Consider the following 18,377-nt stretch of genomic DNA (forward strand, 5'->3'; position numbering starts at 1 on the left):
ATTGATAATAAGAATGAAGAAGATGCAATTTCTCTTCTTCGCTGTAATGCTCATGTTTTTTGCGCATAATAATTACACATTTTATTGTTATTGAATGTGTCTACCTATATCAGCATAAGACAAGTTATCAATCCGCCGGATACACAATTCCCAACTGCCGGCGTACTTCATCGATAATCTCCAATGTAATCAAAGAATTATCAAGGCTATTGATTTCTGACTCCCGCTTGCCAGACAAGACGAGGTTGATAAATTCCGCTACCTCATAATAGTACTCATCCTTATCGGCGACCACGCTTAGGTCTTCCGGAACCGGTTCCGGGCCTTTTCCCATCGCCGGAGCTAAACGGGGAGAATACGTCACTTTACGGATGATATTGATCCGGTCCAAGGTCAAGTTCCCCTCCTCCCCTTGTATCTCGGTAGGCAAGGCGGAGTTGGCGATCTTAGAATAAAGCACCGTGGCGTTCATCCCCTCATACAAGAAATTCACGGCCCCTTGCCCGTCCGCTCCTGAGGACAGGACTATGCCCGAGGCATCTATCTTCTTTGGGCGACCAAACAAGACAACCATCGGATAGACCGTATAAATACCGATATCCATCATGGCCCCATTAGACAACTCCGGCTTGAAAGCGTTTAACACGATTCCTTCCTTGAACTTATCATAACGGGAGGAATACTGGCAATAGCAGGCGAAATAACGACGAACCGTACCTACACGCCCAAGATTCTCTCGTACGGCAAGAAAGTTCGGCGTAAGCGTAGGCTTCATCGCCTCCATCAACGTGACATTATATGTACGGGAAGCCTCGATCATCGCACGTACTTCTTTCGCGTTGGAAGCGAAGGGTTTCTCGCAAAGAACATGCTTGCCATAGCTCATGCAAAGAATACTCTGGGAGGCATGAAGGAAGTTCGGGGAGGCAATATACACAGCGTCGATCAACGGGCTTTTCGCCATCTCCTCCAAGGAGGTAAACGTATACGGTATATTATGTTTCGAGGCGAAAGCATCCGCCGTCTCCTGAGTTCTCGAATATACAGCTACCAGTTCAAAACGCTCATCCTGCCGGGCTCCGGCAATTACCCAATCACTTATGAAATTGGTTCCGACTACACCAAAACGTACTTTATCCATATTCTATCGTATTATGTTCTTCATTTACAAATGTACGATTTCTGTTTAACATAAATACTCCGTGGAAATGTTATTGTATCTATAAAAAGGATAAGTCACAGGAACTTTTTCGCAACGACGCTGTTTAATCTATACAATTTAAAACCGTTTTAAAACTAAATCAAGTATGAAAAGAATTGTATCTTTTATCGTCGTTCTCGCTGTCGCTATGTGCGGAATGACACAAGTTATGGCTCAAAAATCGATAACAAAGGAAGCCAAAAAAGTAGAGAGAGAAATCAAGAAACAAGAGCGTCTGGCACAAGATGCCGTAGAAGGCCAAGAAGAGTTTAACGCCGCTGTACAAGCTATCAACAACCAATCATTCGTATTGGAGGCTAACAACATACAACCGATGAACGGACAGGTATTCTACGTAAATTCAAATACGAACTTCGTATCTTTGAATGACGGACAGGCTATGGTCCAGATCGCATCCAACTCTCCGTATCCCGGTCCTAACGGATTAGGTGGTATCACCGTACAAGGTAGCGCCTCCAATATCCAGACCAAGCAGGATGACAAGGGCAATGTTTATCTGAACATGAACGTACAGGGTGTGTTTATCTCCGCTACCGTTAGCTTGATGCTTACCAACGGAACAAACAACGCAACCGTTACCGTAGACCCGAACTTCTCCGGTAGAAACTTGAGAATGACCGGTACCCTACTTCCGTACTCGCAATCGAACATTTTCCAGGGAACAACATATTAATCATGTCCAACTTTTCTATAATAAAGAAGGCGGTGCTCCGTGAGGAACATCGCCTTCGAACTATTTATAGATAGCCTTATCTCTTATTTACGGAAAGGAGCCTTTACCACTTGAGCCTTCAAGTTCTTATTACGCACCTTGATAAAGATATCCGTACCCGCTTTCGCGAACTCAGGTTTCACGTATCCCATACCGATCCCCTTCTTCAATACCGGAGACATCGTACCAGAAGTAACCACGCCGATTACATTCCCTTCCGCATCGGCGATCTCATAGCCATGACGGGGAATTCCCTTTTCCTGCAACTCGAAAGCACACAACTTACGGGTTACGCCCTCTTTCTTCTGACGCTCCAATTCCGCACGATTCGTAAAGTTCTTACCCTCGGCGAACTTCGTGATCCAGCCTAAACCAGCCTCGATCGGAGAGGTCGTATCGTCCAAATCATTTCCATACAGACAGAAGCCCATCTCAAGACGAAGCGTATCGCGTGCTCCCAAACCGATCGGCTTGATGCCTTCTGGCTTACCAGCCTCGAAGATAGCGTTCCAGATCGTCATCGCATCACTCGGATAGAAATACAACTCGAAGCCACCCGCACCGGTATACCCCGTGTTGGAGATAATCACGTTTTTGCAACCGGCGAACTCACCCGTCACAAATGAATAGTAAGGAATAGAAGATAAATCAACCGGAGTAAGACGTTGAAGAACCTCCTGTGCTTTCGGTCCTTGGATAGCCAATTGAGCCGTACGGTCGGAAGAATTCTCCAATTCGGCACCTACCGTATTATGGCTTACGCACCAATCCCAATCCTTGTCGATATTACCGGCGTTTACGACCAGCAAATATTTCTCCGGCTCGTAATGATATACCAAAAGGTCATCCACGATACCTCCCTTGTCGTTCGGGAAACAAGTATATTGAGCCTTACCAAGCGGCAAGACAGAAGCGTCGTTAGAAGTTACGCTTTGAATGAAAGCCAAGGCGTTCGGGCCTTTTACCCAAAACTCGCCCATGTGGGAAACATCAAACACACCTACACCATTCACTACAGTCATGTGTTCGTCGATAATTCCGGAATATTCGATAGGCATATTGAAACCTGCGAATTCGTGCATCTTTGCACCCAACGCGATATGCACGTCGGTAAACGGAGTTGTTTTCATGTAATTATTGCATTTAAGATTTACGAGCCGATAGCTCTATGATTTTTATAACTGTTTCCATACTCTTCTCCAACGAACGAACGGGCAAGAACTCATAACGTCCGTGGAAATTCAGGCCTCCCGCGAAAATATTCGGGCAAGGCAATCCCATAAACGACAGGCGGGCACCATCCGTACCTCCCCGGATCGGTTTCACGATCGGTTCCACCCCGACAGAGATCATCGCCTCAAACGCCAAATCAACGATATGCTTCTGGGGCTCCACGACCTCGCGCATATTGTAATATTGATCCCGAAGCTCCAAATGCGCACATCCCGGATGCGCTTCATTCATCTTATCAACCAACGTACGAAGCAATTCTTTCTTCTCCTCGAACAACTTCCGGTCATGGTCACGGATGATGTAAGATAGAGTAGCCTCCTCGACTGAACCGGTCATACCGGTCAAATGGAAGAATCCCTCATAACCAGTCGTATGCTCCGGACGTTGCTCGGCCGGCAACCAAGAAGCAAACTCGATCGCACGCAAGGAAGCGTTTTGCATCTTATCCTTGGCGTATCCCGGATGTACGTTCAAGCCCTTGAAGATAATTTTAGCGCCGGCGGCATTGAAATTCTCATATTCCAACTCACCGATTTGTCCACCGTCAATCGTATATCCCCAATCACAACCGAACTTCTCCACGTCGAAATGATCAGCACCTTGTCCGATTTCCTCATCCGGGGTAAAAGCGATACGGATCTTACCGTGCTTGATCTCCGGATGATCCTTCAAATATTGCATAGAGGCGACGATAGCGGCTACACCTCCCTTATCATCGGCACCTAATAAAGTCTTACCATTCGTTACGATAATATCCTGTCCCTTATAATCTGAAAGCTCTGGGAACATCGATTGAGATAGTACAACATTTTCTTCCGCATCCAAGACAATATCACCACCCAGATAAGTCACGATACGAGGTTGAACATTCTTACCCGACATATCCGGACTCGTATCCAAATGAGCGATAAAACCGATAGTCGGGATTTTCTCGTCCGTATTAGCCGGCAGAGTAGCCATTACATAACTATTCTCATCCAAGGAGATCTCCTCCATACCGATCGCTTCCAATTCCTTCACCAAAGCCTCGGCAAAGACACGTTGTCCCGGCGTACTAGGAGTCGTACCCGTCTCCTCGTTCGACTGGGTATCGAACGTAACGTACTTTAAAAATCTATCTAAAACTGTCATAACTCACTCTTTTTAGCCATTAAAACATTGCAGGCATAAAAGTAGGTAAAATTTTTCTAAAAACAGCTTGAACCATCAAAGCAATGCGTACAAACCTTACACTTAGGAAGGTCGATCGCCTCCACCAAGGTTTCCAGCGTATTAAACTTCAAGGAACTCAACCCGAAACGCTCGGCGATAATTCCGACCATCTTCTTATATTCCGGAGAGTCTGTCGTAGCATATTTATCCAGATTCTTATTCTCATCCCCTTCCAATTCCTTGATAATCTGACGAGTTATCAACTCCAAAGGACTCTTGGAAGAAGTAAAACCGATAAACGGGCAACTATAAATCAATGGAGGGCAAGCGATACGCATATGTACCTCTTTCGCCCCATAATCATATAAGATCTTCACGTTATCACGAAGCTGTGTACCACGCACGATCGAGTCGTCGCAGAAAAGGATGCGTCTGCCTTCCAGCATCGCACGGTTCGGTATCAATTTCATCTTAGCCACCAAGGAACGCATCTCTTGGTTAGCCGGGGTAAAACTACGAGGCCACGTCGGTGTATACTTAGCGATAGCCCGATGATAAGGCACCCCCTTACCTTCCGCATACCCCAAAGCCATACCCACACCGGAGTCCGGTATACCACAAGCGCAATCCACCTCCGAGTCATCCTTCTGCCCCATCTTATAGCCACTCATAAACCGGACATCCTCCACGTTCTTTCCCTCATAGCAAGAAACAGGGAATCCATAATATACCCAAAGGAAAGAGCAGATCTGCATCCCTTCATTCGGTTTACGCATCTGCTCCATACCATCGGCACGCAAACGGACGATCTCGCCCGGGCCTATAAATTTCTCGATCTCATAATCCAAGTTCGGAAGACTGCTGGACTCGCTGGTCGCCGCATAAGCCCCGTCTTTCCTTCCGATTACGATCGGCGTACGCCCCCATTTGTCACGGGCAGCGATAATACCATCCTCCGTCAGGAGCAACATGGAGCAAGAGCCCTTTATCTTATTGTAAACATTCTCAATGCCCTCCACGAAGTCCTTACCTTGTGTAATCAGCAAAGCGACTAACTCCGTCTGATTCGTTTTTCCTGAACTCAATTCCGAAAAATGCATATTCGCCTTCAATAACTCATCCTCCAATTCGTCCAAGTTATTGATCTTCGCCACCGTCACGATCGCAAATTTTCCTAAGTGAGAGTTGATAACGATTGGCTGCGCATCCGTATCGCTGATAATACCGACCCCGGCATTTCCTTTGAATTTAGGAAGCCCCGGTTCAAACTTGGTGCGGAAATAAGAATTCTCCAGATTGTGGATCGAACGCGTAAATCCTTCTTCCTTATCGTACGTAGCCATACCGCCTCTGCGGGTTCCTAGATGAGAATTGTAGTCCGTACCATAGAATAAATCCGTAATACAGTCTCCATTAGAAATAGTTCCGAAAAAACCACCCATTGTTTTTTATGTTTGTATTTATGTTTGAGACCACAAAGTTACAAGTTTATTTATATATGTTCCAAAATTTACTTCATAACGTTTATTATCATCGGCAATAAAAAAAGGATACCCCTTTTCGGGATATCCTTTTCCTTATTCTTTGGTCGCAGAAACTTAAGCCTCAGCAACAACTTCTTTTACAGAAACGAATGATCTGTTTTCTTTTCCTCTACGGAAAGTAACAACGCCATCTACCAACGCATACAACGTATGATCCTTACCGATACCTACGTTCTCACCCGGATGATGAACCGTACCTCTTTGACGAACGATGATGTTACCAGCTTTAGCAACCTCACCACCAAAAAGCTTAACACCTAATCTTTTACTTTGTGATTCACGGCCGTTCTTAGAACTACCCACACCTTTCTTATGTGCCATTTCTTTTCTTCTCCTTTAAACGTTAAGCAATAACTTCTTTAATACTCACCTCAGTGAACTGCTGACGGTGACCGTTCAATTTACGGTAACCTTTTCTTCTCTTCTTGTGGAATACCAGCACCTTGTCACCTTTTACCAGCGGAGATAATACCTCACATACTACCTTTGCGCCCTCTACAGTAGGAACACCCACTGTTACCTCACCGTTGTTATCTACTAACAACACCTTGTCAAACTCCACAACAGCACCGCTTTCTGCGTTCTGAATGTGATGAACGAACAATTTCTTGCCTTGCTCAGCCTTGAACTGTTGTCCGTTAATTTCTACGATTACGTACATCTGTCTTAAAATCTTTTAAACAGGTTAGGTCCCGGGGGTGGGCTCCGTCTCCGGCTCCACTTATTTACCCTCTGCGGAAAATCGAGTGCAAAGATAGAGGTTTTTATTTAAAGGACAAGGGATGAAGGAAGAAAAAAAACATCATAAAATAACAATCGCCTTCAATCTATTATAGATCGCAAATAACACAGGGACCTTTGAGATAAGCTCGTTCAATATAGAAACAACATCATTTTCTAATAGGGGATAATCATGGGCGATCTCGTTTCGAAGCTCACGGATATAATTCCACTCCTCCGCCTTATCTATCAATCGATAGCGTTCTAAAAGATTTAACAGGTCACGCATAGGAAGAGAGCTAACATCCTCATCCAGATATTCCAATAGATTCCGGAATATTTTGGCCCCCATAGCATCTTGAAGCTTGGAAAAACGAAAGATAAATTGATCCAGACAACGGATTTGCTCACTATTCAAGCCTACATAATCCTCCACCGACATAGGTAAAAGATCTGCCAACTCACCCAACGCCTCTTCAATACGCTGTATATGTCGATCGCAAATCTCAAACTCCCGATTCAGACGCTGTTCTAATTCTTGCTTTTTACTCGTCATACCAAACGTATTCCAGTCATTAATGCTTCCCTTGCTACCGGTGAGTCCTCGTGATCACCTATTATATCGATCTTCTGATCTCCCAAAAAGTATTTCAAACGAGCCAACATCCGGATACGAGCTAATAGCCCTTTCGCTCCGAAAAACAACGAACCAGCAAATTTATATCTCCTCCTTTCTTCTCGTCATTCAGACGAGACCCAAAGAGATAGACCTCTACTCCCTCACCATATATTTCCTTGGCGACACGAAGTATTATCTGTATTTCTTTCTTACTTAAACGCATATTTCCAATGAAATACATTTTCTTATAGACAAAGATAACCTATTTCATGAAATAGCACAAATTATCGTCTGAATTTCAGAGAAAAGTATTTTACCGACCTATACACTCATAGGTAAGGCCGGCCTCATGAAGCTCATGAGCGTCGTAAATATTACGACCATCGATCAATAAGGAATTACGCATAAGTCTTTTAAGTACAGCCCAGCTAGGGATACGGAACTCTTTCCATTCCGTAACTAGCAACAAGGCATCCGCATCCACCGTAGCGTCATACATATCACTCGCATAGACGACCTTGTCACCCAGCCTACGTCTGCACTCCGCCATAGCGATCGGATCATACACCCTGACCGTAGCACCCGCTTTCGTCAGCAAATCAACCAAGATCAAAGAGGTAGCCTCACGCATATCATCCGTCTCCGGCTTAAAAGCCAAGCCCCACAAGGCCACCGTCTTGCCGGATAAGTCTGAAATATGTTTTTGAAGTTTATGAAACAACACGTTCTTTTGCCTCTCATTCACCTCCTCGACCGCTCTCAAGACATTCATCGTATAGCCATTCTTTTCCGCCGTCTTGATCAACGCCTTTACGTCTTTCGGGAAGCAAGAACCACCATAGCCACAGCCTGGATACAAGAACTTACTCCCGATACGGCTGTCTGAACCTATTCCCTTACGCACCATGTTCACGTCAGCACCCACCAGTTCACAAAGATTAGCGATGTCATTCATAAAACTAATACGGGTAGCCAACATGGAATTGGCAGCGTATTTGATCATCTCAGCGGAAGGAACATCCGTAAAAATCAAGCGATAGTTATTCATCATGAAGGGCTTATACAACTTCTCCATCAGTTTTCGTGCTCGCTCCGATTCCACGCCGACCACCACACGATCTGGCTTCATGAAATCATCCACCGCATTTCCCTCTTTCAAGAACTCCGGATTACTAGCCACATCAAACTCAACAGACACACCCCGTTTATCCAATTCCTCTTGAATAGCGGCCTTGACCTTCCGGGCCGTACCCACCGGCACCGTACTTTTAGTCACCACTAACGTATATTTATTGATATGCTGCCCTACCGTACGGGCAACCTCCAGCACATAACGCAGATCCGCACTACCATCCTCGTCCGGAGGCGTACCTACCGCACTGAACACCACCTCCACGTCATCCAGAACGGAGGAGAGATCCGTCGTGAACTTCAAACGTCCGGCATTATAATTCTTATGGACCATATCCTCCAAGCCCGGCTCGTAAATCGGGATGACACCCTTCTTCAAGTTCTCGATCTTCTCGGCCATCACATCCACGCACGTAACGTCCACACCCATCTCCGAAAAACAGGTACCCGTTACCAAACCGACATATCCTGTCCCGACAATCGCTATCTTCATACCGTAGAATTTATTTTTATAGATTATAATATGATTTGAACCACGCCACGGTTCGATTAACACCCTCTTGAATATCCATTGAAGGCTTAAAACCCACTGCCTGTTGAAGCAATGTAGTATCGGCGTTCGTCTGATACACGTCCCCCGGTTGCATCGGAAGAAAATCCTTCACCGCCTCTTTCCCGCAAGCGCTCTCTATAGCTTGTATAAAATCCATCAACCTGACAGGCCGTGAATTGCCTATATTATAAATACGATAGGGTGCGGAGGAGGAACTAGGATCCGGATGCTCCGGGTCCCAATCCGGATTCGGTGTAGCCGGCCGGTCCAAGACCCGTATCACTCCCTCCACGATATCATCAATATACGTAAAGTCACGTAACATATCCCCGTTATTGAACACCTGAATCGGACGATCGTGCAGAATAGCGTCAGTAAACAAGAAAGGAGACATATCCGGCCTCCCCAGGGTCCATACACCGTAAAGAAGCGCAAACCCGTGGCAGGAACCCCATACAATTGGCTATACGCATGCGCCATCAACTCGTTAGACTTCTTGGATGCGGCATACAAGCTCACGGGATGAGCGATACTCGTTTTCTCCGAGAAAGGCACATCCGCATTCAGCCCATACACGCTGCTAGAGCTGGCATACACCAAATGACTCACCTGATGATACCTACATCCCTCCAGCACATTGATAAAACCATCCAAGTTCGATTCCACGTACGCATATGGATTCGTGATCGAATAACGTACGCCCGCTTGGGCGGCCAGATTCACCACCGCATCGAACCCCTCGTTGGCGAAAAGCATCCGCATCGCCTGCCGATCCTCCAGATTCATCCGGATAAAACGGTATCTCTCATACGTATGGCTAGGAGTCAATTTATACCAATCCACTTCCTCTTCCCGTATGCCCGCCTCCTTCAAGCGACCATACTTCAAGGCCGTATCATAATATCCATTGACATTATCCAAACCCACGACCTCGTCCCCCCGCTCCAGCAAACGCCGTGCGATGAACGAGGCGATAAAGCCGGCGGAGCCGGTCAGTAAAACCTTCATAAATATGTAAATTGAATAACAATAGAACTAAAAAGTCTCAGGAACATTTCTAAGAATTATCAATACATCAACTCATAAATCGCCAAATGCTTTGCAATGACATCATCCAAGGAAAAATCCCGTTCCGCAATCTGGCGGGAATTAAGTCCCATTCGTTTCCTTAAATCTGCGTCATCAATCAAAATCCTCAATTTTTCCGCTAGTGCCTTGCTATCTTTAATAGGAATCAGAAATCCATTCACCCCATCCTCTACCGTATCCTTACACCCAATAGAGTTTGTCGTGACGATAGGCCGCCCAATGGCTGTAGCCTCAATCAACGATTTCGGTACCCCCTCTCGGTAATAACTAGGGAAAGCTATGATATGGGATGATCTCAACAAATCCGGAACATCCGATCTATATCCCAGCCATTGTATATAATTCCCATCGCAACGATCATTCAACTCTTCCTCCTTGATCGCTTTTGGGTTCGACGACAAACCGCCACACAGGAGAAAACATACACGTCCCTCATATTCTTTTCGGAGTAACTCCGCAGCATTCACCAATACCCAAACACCTTTCTCCTCTACCATTCTCGCCGAGAACAGTATCCGAATCTTATCAGAGACAAGCTCAGGAGTATATGTATACGTCTTTAGATCCACTCCCGATCCTTTGATGAATCGGATTTGATCTTTAGTTACCACTCTTTTCTCGACAAACAACCGTTCATCCTCATGATTTTGAAATATCTCGATCAAATTCTTTCGATGGTGCGAGAAACGGAGAACACTCAATATCAAGCTTGTCAACCGAGATTCTTTCTCTAATGAAAACATCACACCCAATCCGCTGACAGCGTTCACAACACCCTTCACACCGGCTAATTTAGCGGCCAGTCCACCCCAAAGGATGACCTTCAAACCTACATGGTGCACGATATCCGGTTTCTCCCGCTTATAAAGTCGATAGAGAAACCAAAAAGTCTTTAGCTCCTTTATCGGATTCTTCCCCGTAGGATGAATGGGTAGTTCCAGCATCTTCAAACCCAACGCTTCCACCTGTTCCCTACGCCCGGTATTCTTAGCCACGATCGCCATGTCATAACCTGCCTCTTGCGCACGAACAGCCAGTTCCTTGCGATGCGTAAGGAGGAAATAATCCTCATTGAGGACGATAAATATTTTTTCCATTCTTATCTATTTCGTTATAAGGAACTGGCAATACGAACTCTTCTCCTAACTCAAAATCAAAAGAGTCTGGACTAAACCTCATATAGCCGCTCGCATCATAAAATGTAAATTCCCCAAAGATTATCTTACCTTCGACATTATAAAGATCCACTCTAACATGTGGGAAATCTGATGAGAGATTTTTCGCAATCTTAACCATTTCCTCAAAGTTATAAGGCTTTTCTATATTCCTAGATAGAGGTTTCTCATCGGCTCTAATAGCATCTATTCTTTCAAAATCAATAGTATAAATACCCAAACCACATTTATCCCCCATATCTCTATCCGCTATGATATATAAATATTTTACATTTCCATTAAAACAATGAAATTTATAATCCACTAATCCTCCTTTTTCTAAAGCAGATTCTATATATTTTTCTACAATAAATCTAGAACCCTTGATTCCTGTATACGCCCACTCCCTACCAGGATGAACACGTATTTTATTTTTCCATCCATCCAATTTTTCAATTAGTTTCTCGATATCCAGATTAGATTTATCTTTACAGATAAAAACATTTTGACCACCACCACCATCTGTCGTTTTTATCACAAATCTATTTGGAAGTTCTTTGAAAGGAATATCTCTTGCAGAATCATAAACACCATAACATTCATTAAGCAAATCAGAATATCCTTTTGAAGATATATATCCACGAACATCGTATTTATCTACACAGGTGAACATTAATGGATTTCTATAATAAAGCTTATACCATTGAAGTTTTTCCGAGAATCGACGTGGATGTTTCAGAGATAGTCTGCGTCCCATCTTTATGTAATATTGTACACGTAACATGATACTGTCTGGAACCCATGAGCAACAATTTAAGATCAAAAACCTAAGTTTTCGAGATTTGACTATTTTCTTATAATCCATAACCATTAATTTTTCCAACACGAATGAGCCTCAAACCTCCATTTCTTAGGGAATCTTACATCAGAAACCTTTTTATCAGAAATCTCTTTATTATTCGAATGAATAAACGCATTCAACACATATCCATATTGATCCAAAATAAAGCGAATATGAGGAATCTCATGGCACTCCAATTGCATAATCTTTGATAAAGTATAATCGAAAATAAACATATCATCAGACATCATAATGATCCCCAAAGGCTTAGGAGAAGGTCCGACAGGTCCTTCCTTCTCCCCACAAATGATCATATCCCCAATATTAAGGATCTCCCTCTGAGGAAGATCACATATATTCCCTTCTTTATTCGCATACCTCACTATATGATTTAAATCTACAACAGTCCTCCAAATCGTATCATTACCATACCAACTGCCTATACGGTATTTGTCACCGCTAAACAATACACCAAGGATATATAATGACTTTTTCAAGAAATCAAGAAGTTTGGCCATTACTATTCGACCTTTAACCGAACAAATAGTTTGTCTGTTATCAATATATTCCATATACATTTTTAGGATACTTTTCTTATCATAAGCATCCCCTGTTCCAGATTCTTTATCACCTATCGCTCGATGAGGAAGGGAAGCTTTCTCGTAAGTGATACCGACAAAATTTTTCATCGCTCCGGTTATACCCGCGAGTCTATGGGTTTTAGGTTTTGGGATATTGATCACCACATCAGCTAACAATACCGCCTCATTTATTTCATATCGATGGATTCCTTTGTCATGATAGTTTTTTGTTAGATTATAATCATAGTCACTAACTTTATATACATATTCTTTTTTGTCATTTTCTGCATGTAATGAATTTGATCCCAAGTCTACAACCTTTGACCTATAAGGAGAATCAATCAATGTCAGTTCATTACTTACCCCTTTATGAAATACACATTTATATTTTCTAAAATCACATATATCGACAGTTATTCCATTTCTATTTATAAAAGAAAACAATTGGTTATACCCAGCCAGCTCAAACATTTCATCCAAATCTGTTCCCTGCATTGGCGCATCCCCCAAAATTATCTTACCCTCTCCCTTCAAAGCGATCACAACATAGTCTAAAATCGCACGAACTAAGGAGGGGTGTGTAACCAAACATGTCAAGCTAGGATCCCCCCTATAAACTTTATTTTTATGAGATACCCAATTAGGCTTCAACAATACGGTCTGACCAGGCTTAATAACATTACCTAATGGGTTCCAATTACATTTTCCAAAATTCGCCTTATCGTACCCCATACCATATAGCGTATTCCTCAGCATATCATATACGTCATTAGGTATAGACGAAATCTCATCTTTTCCCCATGGATATTCTGGATACAATCGACTTGGATTATAAAAATCAGTTCCTTTTGGATAGTTATAAACACCACCGTTCTCTATATAAACGCAATTCATACTTGACACTTTATATTAAATTATTATCAAATCCTCTTGTCCTCCACATCCTTACGTACCTCCGAGAAAAAGTCACGAATCCGTTTTTCTAATTTGGAATGCTCATAATCACCAGCCATTTGAAAATTGCGCTCGGCAGTCTGACGATATTTAGCGTTATCACGTAAATGTATTAAGCACCGTACGATACCTTTAACATCTTTCTGGTCCACAACAAACTCAGGTTCCAATAGCTCAGGTATTCCTCCCGTATTAAAGCCAATGCAAGGCAGAGCCACACTCATCGCTTCCACAACCGAGCGAGGTAAACCTTCTTGTAAACTAGGTTGCAAATAAATGTCAGCATCCTTAAGTATTTTCATCACCTCTTTTGAAGTCTTAAGTCCCAAGAATATCACTTGATCCTCTACACCCAAACGTTTACAAAGAGTGCGGAGATAATCACCCTTGCCTCCTCCTATCAACCAATACCGATAATGAAGATCCCCTAAACTCTTCAGCCGGGCAATAGCACGAATCACAAACTCATGTCCCTTGTAGCGCACATCCACATGTGCCGTGGTAATCAACCGAACCTCATCCGTCTCCTTACGGCTTGATAACTTCCGCAGACGGCTCTCCAATGCCATAGGGTCAAACACACCAAAATTAGTGTCCGAACAACCCAAAGCTCTACCTTCTGTCGGATACCTACGCTGCAAAAACTCCTTTGTTACATAATGTACATAATCAGAATGCCGTACACTGTAACGAGTAGTAAGAAAACTGATTGGTGCCATCAAACGAGCTAACAGCCGATGATGATTATGGAGCGAATCCCATGGACAAGCCACTAAAAATGAAAGAAAAGGTATTTCATGTCGCCGTGCGATCCTCATCGCAGTATCTGCGTCGCCAGATGGCATATAGCCTACCACCAGATCCATGAAAGGAACTAAACGCTCCAGCAATTTTTGGTTGTAAACACTATTCTTCAACCATCCTCCAACACTTTTATTTATAGGCCGCAAGTATTCCACATGTCCCGGATCTACGAAGTCAATCTTTTGATTCAGATATATAGTACTAGCCATCTCATCCGAATATGAAAAAGATGCCGCAAGACGTAATTCTCCCAACACACTCATATTTTCAAGCGTCCCATACAAGGGGAAATCACAGTAACACCCGTCCTTCCGGATATCTATATATTGATTGGTTACAAGTAAAACTTTCATTGATATTTGATATTATAAAAAATAATTAAATAATTCGTAAGATACAATATCCACCAAATTAACATTCAGACAAAAAATTCATCTTCCTTGGCACAAGTATCTTAAAACATATAAAAAAAACACTCTCAAAATAAGACCTGTAGATATCATTATATTCCCAGGCAACGAATACATTAATGGCATCATTACTAATGCATGAAAAAACACAGATAGAAACCAATAATTAAGTGGATTATACACATTCAAATATCCATATTTCATACACATCCAAAATAATGTATAAACTATTCCTAGTAAAAACATGACAAAGAACATCCCATACAAAGAAAAGTCCTCTATCATATATTTGAAACCACTGTAAATATTCGATGTACCAACTGGATATCTAAAAAACTCATCATGATATGAATCTAAAGAGATATTAAAGCCAAATCTATTCAAAAAATCATATAAAGTACGAAACGTATATTCGCACCAACTATTCTCTGTCATCATACCCAATGGCCTGGATAGATACTCTGTCAAAAAAAGATCTAGCCCAATGATACTCGAACCTGTATAAGAACAAACAACCGAGACCAAATCCATCTCTTCTTCTCCAGATCTAACATAGCCCAACCCAAGAAACAAAAAGATTACTAAAAGAATATATTTCACTACTCTATATAAGTAAGGAACCAAACCTTTTATTTTTTCACATCTTACTACCTCCGTTTGCTTTATCATCATAAACACAATAGAAGCAACGCAAGTAGCTATTTGTAAATAAGCCGATCTTCCTCCAGACTGAAATAGATAAATCGGACATCCTATCAAAAAAGGCAAAAGCAATTTACCTTTTACAACTCCTTTAAAAAAACGATTATAACAATACACATAAAGAGAATAAAAAATAAGAGTATATGAAATATTTTCCAATAAGATCAAGCCAACATTTTTAGCAACAATATTATCCATTTTTTGATTAGAAACATCTACATAATAACTTCTCACCGCACCATAGGCTAGAACCGGATCATCTACACCAAACAAAGATGATATACTCATGAAGTGTTTATAGCTGAAATATAGAGTGACTACAATAAATACACACATCAGGAAAATATACTTATCTCGTATAAGAATACGTTGTCTATCTCTAAAAGCCACTCTTTTTCGACCACGAAAATATTGACGCACCAGTATTTCTCCAATATTGAAAGCCAAAATACCCACTAAAATCACGGCAACCGTATGTCCATGAATATCTCCACCCAACTCTTTTTCGAACATATATGCGATAAAAACGACCACAAAGAACGAAAAGGACAAAAGAAACGTAGGAGATATTATATCTCGCCTTGAAAAAAAGTAAGATATAATTATCAATAAAAACAGTAAAGCAGATAATAGCAACAACATATAAAAGCTTGTTTATTTCTGACCCAACTAAAAAACATCACTTTTCTATCAACTTAATATATTGATTTTTAAAATATTTTAAATCAAATAAAGACTCTGCAATCTCTCGACTTCGCTCCCCCATTCTCTTCTTTTTTGACTTCGGTAAATCTAAGAATCTCACGATACTTCGTGTTATATCATCTACATCATATGGATTAAATAATATACCGTTTTCTCCATCCTTAACCATTATAGAGTTATCGCTTACATCGCTTACAAGCATCGGCTTACCACAACAAATAGCCTCAGATATCGAATTAGAGAATCCCTCAAAAAGGGAAGGCTGACATATTACATCCTGCTCTCTCAGTATAGGTACAATCTCCCTAACTTGATCATTCAAGTAAACAACATCGCTTAAGCCCTCCTTTAGGATTATATCTTCGCACATAAGATAATACGGTTCAAATTCACCTGATCCATTCTTTTTCCTACCATACCAATTCACCACAAATCGCTTGTCCGTTAGCTCACGCACACATTTGATGGCTTTAGCAAATCGTTCGAAATTTTTCTGCTTATGATACCGGGCAAAAACTCCTATATTTATCATACTATCATCATACGTTTCATCCTTTGTTGGTGTAAAAACTTTCAGATCCGTATAATTGGTTATAGTTATAATTTTATTTTTTAAATCCGGCCTTTTAGCTATTATATACCTAGCTTGAGAATAACTATTCGGTACAATAAAAGAAGCACGCACATATAACCTACTAAAAAGCATATTCTCATATCTTCCGGGCTTATCCGTTGTCAAATTTCTCTCACTGGCTATCACCCTTATGCTTTTCCGAAACCAAAGAGAAAGCAATCCCAAAAAACTTGAACGTTGTCCGTATGTAATTACAACATCTGTATTAACCTTATTAAAATATATAATAGTTCGCAGGAACCTACAAATCATGCATCTACTCCTTCTATATCCTAAGCGTATCCTTTTTATAGAAGGATTTAAATAATAGTGATCATTTATATCACAAAAAGTCACAATGGTAATTTCATAATCGTTCACTAGCTCATTGGCTAGAGTCGCTAACTGACGCTCAGCCCCACCACCACTCATTGAGTCTATCAAAAAAGTTATTCTCTTCATTACAAATAGTTATATGTCTAATATTCGTCGGCAATAATTCAATGGCGAATGTGTTTCTATGTCAACTGACATTTTTTGAACAAGCCTGTCTCTCAACGACTCATCTTCTAACTTTTTAATCGCTTTTACCGCATCTGAGACTCCCCACATTGGCACAAGTATGCCATTTTGATTATTAACGATATAATTTCTTGTACAAGAGGTATCTGTTACGATAATAGGTCTTCTCAGTAAGGCTGCTTTAGTCAGCACGATCAAGCCATTAGCCTCGTCACGCTCCAACGGAAGATATAAAATAGCTGACTTGAACAGACTCGTGTAAAAAAAATCTTTTGAGGTATCAAAAAAAACTTTCACGTTATCAGGTATCTCCCATTCTTCCCTCCATATCTTTTTTGCCGCAATTACAGTAAAACTATAATCAGGTAACTGCTTAGCCACAAGAAGCAGCGTTTTGAAATCACGCGAGCATCCTCCGCAAAAAACGGATCGCTGCTCTACTCGTATTCGCACCAACTCTTCCTGAGTAGGCAAACCATTCCATTCATAAGAATCAGGCAACACAACAATCTTCCGAAGTGGCATATGATATTTCGCTCCATACCTTGTACGCTCCATCTCCGAATTGACCGCTATACAGTAGCCAAAGTGAAAGCGAGCGAAAAGGAACATTACTTGCCAAAAATATCTTTTCACCAACAAAGTATCTATAAGAATCAGATGCAATGCGATGATTTTCGCCTGACAACGCCGGAATGTCAGAAAATCTCTCAACAGAAAAAAGAATGAAGATTCCCAATTCCAGAAAATCACACGAGACTCTCCTGCATATCGCTTATGCGCTTTCCAGCCCAGCATAAAACGGGCAAAAGAATTTATAGCCTGTCCCCATACACCTCGTTTCTTGAACAAATCTGAGGAGGTTGCATGCTCATTGACCAAAATTTCCACCTCATACCCCAACCTGCGATATTCCTCTATCATCCAAAAATCAGGTTTCGACGTAAAAGACAATATCAATAGAATTTTTTTATTTGTAAACATCATAATTTTTTCTGATTATCCGTTTATGCACCTGTTATATTCGCAATTACTAGTCTGTCAAAGAGTTTGTCTCCAAAATACCGTCTGTTTAATTTGTAAATAAACTCGTTGAGATACAACTGTAAGTATTTC

18 protein-coding genes and 2 pseudogenes are annotated in these 18,377 nt (G+C 41.7%); 1 reads left to right on the top strand and 19 read right to left on the bottom strand.

Going from position 1 to position 18,377, the window contains the following annotated elements; genetic code table 11:
- Positions 1-127: 127 nt before the first annotated feature.
- Entirely contained in the window at positions 128-1,141 is a 1,014-nt protein-coding gene (locus NBH16_RS22225) for a Gfo/Idh/MocA family protein (RefSeq protein WP_005861919.1), read from the bottom strand.
- A gap of 166 nt (positions 1,142-1,307) precedes the next feature.
- Between NBH16_RS22225 and NBH16_RS22230 the strand changes: the two genes are divergently transcribed.
- Positions 1,308-1,895, top strand: coding sequence for a DUF4251 domain-containing protein (locus tag NBH16_RS22230; RefSeq protein WP_005861917.1), 588 nt, complete (start codon positions 1,308-1,310; stop codon positions 1,893-1,895).
- 83 nt (positions 1,896-1,978) lie between these two features.
- Here the strand turns inward: NBH16_RS22230 and gcvT are convergent, their stop codons facing one another.
- The 18 genes and pseudogenes from gcvT to NBH16_RS22315 form a co-directional block, all read right to left on the bottom strand.
- Positions 1,979-3,064: a glycine cleavage system aminomethyltransferase GcvT gene (gene gcvT / locus NBH16_RS22235; protein ID WP_005861915.1), complete on the bottom strand. Its 1,086-nt coding sequence runs from the start codon at positions 3,062-3,064 to the stop codon at positions 1,979-1,981.
- A 13-nt stretch (positions 3,065-3,077) separates the two neighbouring features.
- Positions 3,078-4,298 carry a peptidase T gene (gene pepT, locus NBH16_RS22240; protein WP_048928057.1) on the bottom strand — a complete coding sequence of 407 codons (1,221 nt, stop codon included), beginning with the start codon at positions 4,296-4,298 and terminating at the stop codon, positions 3,078-3,080.
- Between the two features lie 56 nt (positions 4,299-4,354).
- A complete protein-coding gene (locus NBH16_RS22245) occupies positions 4,355-5,761 on the bottom strand; it encodes an amidophosphoribosyltransferase (protein ID WP_008774031.1) in 1,407 nt (468 codons plus the stop codon).
- A gap of 156 nt (positions 5,762-5,917) precedes the next feature.
- Complete coding sequence (rpmA, locus tag NBH16_RS22250) at positions 5,918-6,184, bottom strand: 50S ribosomal protein L27 (RefSeq protein ID WP_005861909.1); 267 nt, start codon at positions 6,182-6,184, stop codon at positions 5,918-5,920.
- A gap of 22 nt (positions 6,185-6,206) precedes the next feature.
- Positions 6,207-6,524, bottom strand: coding sequence for a 50S ribosomal protein L21 (gene rplU / locus NBH16_RS22255; RefSeq protein WP_005861907.1), 318 nt, complete (start codon positions 6,522-6,524; stop codon positions 6,207-6,209).
- Positions 6,525-6,665: 141 nt separating this feature from the next.
- Positions 6,666-7,139, bottom strand: coding sequence for a TM1812 family CRISPR-associated protein (locus NBH16_RS22260; protein WP_122144307.1), 474 nt, complete (start codon positions 7,137-7,139; stop codon positions 6,666-6,668).
- Positions 7,136-7,425, bottom strand: a pseudogene (locus tag NBH16_RS22265) (nucleotidyltransferase domain-containing protein). Before NBH16_RS22265 ends, NBH16_RS22260 begins: the two are co-directional and overlap by 4 nt.
- A gap of 90 nt (positions 7,426-7,515) precedes the next feature.
- Complete coding sequence (locus NBH16_RS22270; protein WP_122144306.1) at positions 7,516-8,826, bottom strand: UDP-glucose dehydrogenase family protein; 1,311 nt, start codon at positions 8,824-8,826, stop codon at positions 7,516-7,518.
- 16 nt (positions 8,827-8,842) lie between these two features.
- On the bottom strand, positions 8,843-9,280 hold the full coding sequence (locus NBH16_RS23590) for an NAD-dependent epimerase/dehydratase family protein (protein WP_502921430.1): 438 nt from the start codon (positions 9,278-9,280) through the stop codon (positions 8,843-8,845).
- Positions 9,166-9,894 carry an NAD-dependent epimerase/dehydratase family protein gene (locus NBH16_RS22275; RefSeq protein ID WP_502921431.1) on the bottom strand — a complete coding sequence of 243 codons (729 nt, stop codon included), beginning with the start codon at positions 9,892-9,894 and terminating at the stop codon, positions 9,166-9,168. The genes NBH16_RS23590 and NBH16_RS22275 overlap by 115 nt, the downstream gene beginning before the upstream one ends.
- Before the next feature lie 59 nt (positions 9,895-9,953).
- Complete coding sequence (locus tag NBH16_RS22280; protein ID WP_122144304.1) at positions 9,954-11,072, bottom strand: glycosyltransferase family 4 protein; 1,119 nt, start codon at positions 11,070-11,072, stop codon at positions 9,954-9,956.
- Entirely contained in the window at positions 11,044-11,886 is an 843-nt protein-coding gene (locus tag NBH16_RS22285) for an ATP-grasp fold amidoligase family protein (protein WP_227154413.1), read from the bottom strand. Before NBH16_RS22285 ends, NBH16_RS22280 begins: the two co-directional genes overlap by 29 nt.
- 113 nt (positions 11,887-11,999) lie before the next feature.
- Entirely contained in the window at positions 12,000-13,445 is a 1,446-nt protein-coding gene (locus tag NBH16_RS22290; protein ID WP_122144303.1) for a DUF362 domain-containing protein, read from the bottom strand.
- A gap of 26 nt (positions 13,446-13,471) precedes the next feature.
- Positions 13,472-14,662 (bottom strand): glycosyltransferase, encoded by a 1,191-nt coding sequence (locus NBH16_RS22295; RefSeq protein ID WP_122144302.1) that lies wholly within the window; start codon positions 14,660-14,662, stop codon positions 13,472-13,474.
- A 78-nt stretch (positions 14,663-14,740) separates the two neighbouring features.
- Positions 14,741-16,063: an O-antigen polymerase gene (locus NBH16_RS22300; protein WP_122144301.1), complete on the bottom strand. Its 1,323-nt coding sequence runs from the start codon at positions 16,061-16,063 to the stop codon at positions 14,741-14,743.
- A gap of 37 nt (positions 16,064-16,100) precedes the next feature.
- Positions 16,101-17,201: a glycosyltransferase family 4 protein gene (locus NBH16_RS22305; RefSeq protein WP_122144300.1), complete on the bottom strand. Its 1,101-nt coding sequence runs from the start codon at positions 17,199-17,201 to the stop codon at positions 16,101-16,103.
- 9 nt (positions 17,202-17,210) lie between these two features.
- Positions 17,211-18,248 (bottom strand): glycosyltransferase family protein, encoded by a 1,038-nt coding sequence (locus NBH16_RS22310; protein WP_122144299.1) that lies wholly within the window; start codon positions 18,246-18,248, stop codon positions 17,211-17,213.
- A gap of 20 nt (positions 18,249-18,268) precedes the next feature.
- A pseudogene (locus tag NBH16_RS22315) lies at positions 18,269-18,377 on the bottom strand (IS1595 family transposase); the annotation flags it as partial.

It is taken from the genome of Parabacteroides sp. Y3-G-102 (assembly GCF_023656845.1).
Taxonomy (GTDB): Bacteria; Bacteroidota; Bacteroidia; order Bacteroidales; family Tannerellaceae; genus Parabacteroides; species Parabacteroides distasonis.

Coding starts and splice junctions, on each gene's coding strand:
- NBH16_RS22225 (WP_005861919.1), bottom strand. CDS start 1,141: ATGGATAAAGTACGTTTTGGTGTAGTCGGAACCAATTTCATAAGTGAT.
- NBH16_RS22230 (WP_005861917.1), top strand. CDS start 1,308: ATGAAAAGAATTGTATCTTTTATCGTCGTTCTCGCTGTCGCTATGTGC.
- gcvT (WP_005861915.1), bottom strand. CDS start 3,064: ATGAAAACAACTCCGTTTACCGACGTGCATATCGCGTTGGGTGCAAAG.
- pepT (WP_048928057.1), bottom strand. CDS start 4,298: ATGACAGTTTTAGATAGATTTTTAAAGTACGTTACGTTCGATACCCAG.
- NBH16_RS22245 (WP_008774031.1), bottom strand. CDS start 5,761: ATGGGTGGTTTTTTCGGAACTATTTCTAATGGAGACTGTATTACGGAT.
- rpmA (WP_005861909.1), bottom strand. CDS start 6,184: ATGGCACATAAGAAAGGTGTGGGTAGTTCTAAGAACGGCCGTGAATCA.
- rplU (WP_005861907.1), bottom strand. CDS start 6,524: ATGTACGTAATCGTAGAAATTAACGGACAACAGTTCAAGGCTGAGCAA.
- NBH16_RS22260 (WP_122144307.1), bottom strand. CDS start 7,139: ATGACGAGTAAAAAGCAAGAATTAGAACAGCGTCTGAATCGGGAGTTT.
- NBH16_RS22270 (WP_122144306.1), bottom strand. CDS start 8,826: ATGAAGATAGCGATTGTCGGGACAGGATATGTCGGTTTGGTAACGGGT.
- NBH16_RS23590 (WP_502921430.1), bottom strand. CDS start 9,280: ATGTCTCCTTTCTTGTTTACTGACGCTATTCTGCACGATCGTCCGATT.
- NBH16_RS22275 (WP_502921431.1), bottom strand. CDS start 9,894: ATGAAGGTTTTACTGACCGGCTCCGCCGGCTTTATCGCCTCGTTCATC.
- NBH16_RS22280 (WP_122144304.1), bottom strand. CDS start 11,072: ATGGAAAAAATATTTATCGTCCTCAATGAGGATTATTTCCTCCTTACG.
- NBH16_RS22285 (WP_227154413.1), bottom strand. CDS start 11,886: ATGGGACGCAGACTATCTCTGAAACATCCACGTCGATTCTCGGAAAAA.
- NBH16_RS22290 (WP_122144303.1), bottom strand. CDS start 13,445: ATGAATTGCGTTTATATAGAGAACGGTGGTGTTTATAACTATCCAAAA.
- NBH16_RS22295 (WP_122144302.1), bottom strand. CDS start 14,662: ATGAAAGTTTTACTTGTAACCAATCAATATATAGATATCCGGAAGGAC.
- NBH16_RS22300 (WP_122144301.1), bottom strand. CDS start 16,063: ATGTTGTTGCTATTATCTGCTTTACTGTTTTTATTGATAATTATATCT.
- NBH16_RS22305 (WP_122144300.1), bottom strand. CDS start 17,201: ATGAAGAGAATAACTTTTTTGATAGACTCAATGAGTGGTGGTGGGGCT.
- NBH16_RS22310 (WP_122144299.1), bottom strand. CDS start 18,248: ATGATGTTTACAAATAAAAAAATTCTATTGATATTGTCTTTTACGTCG.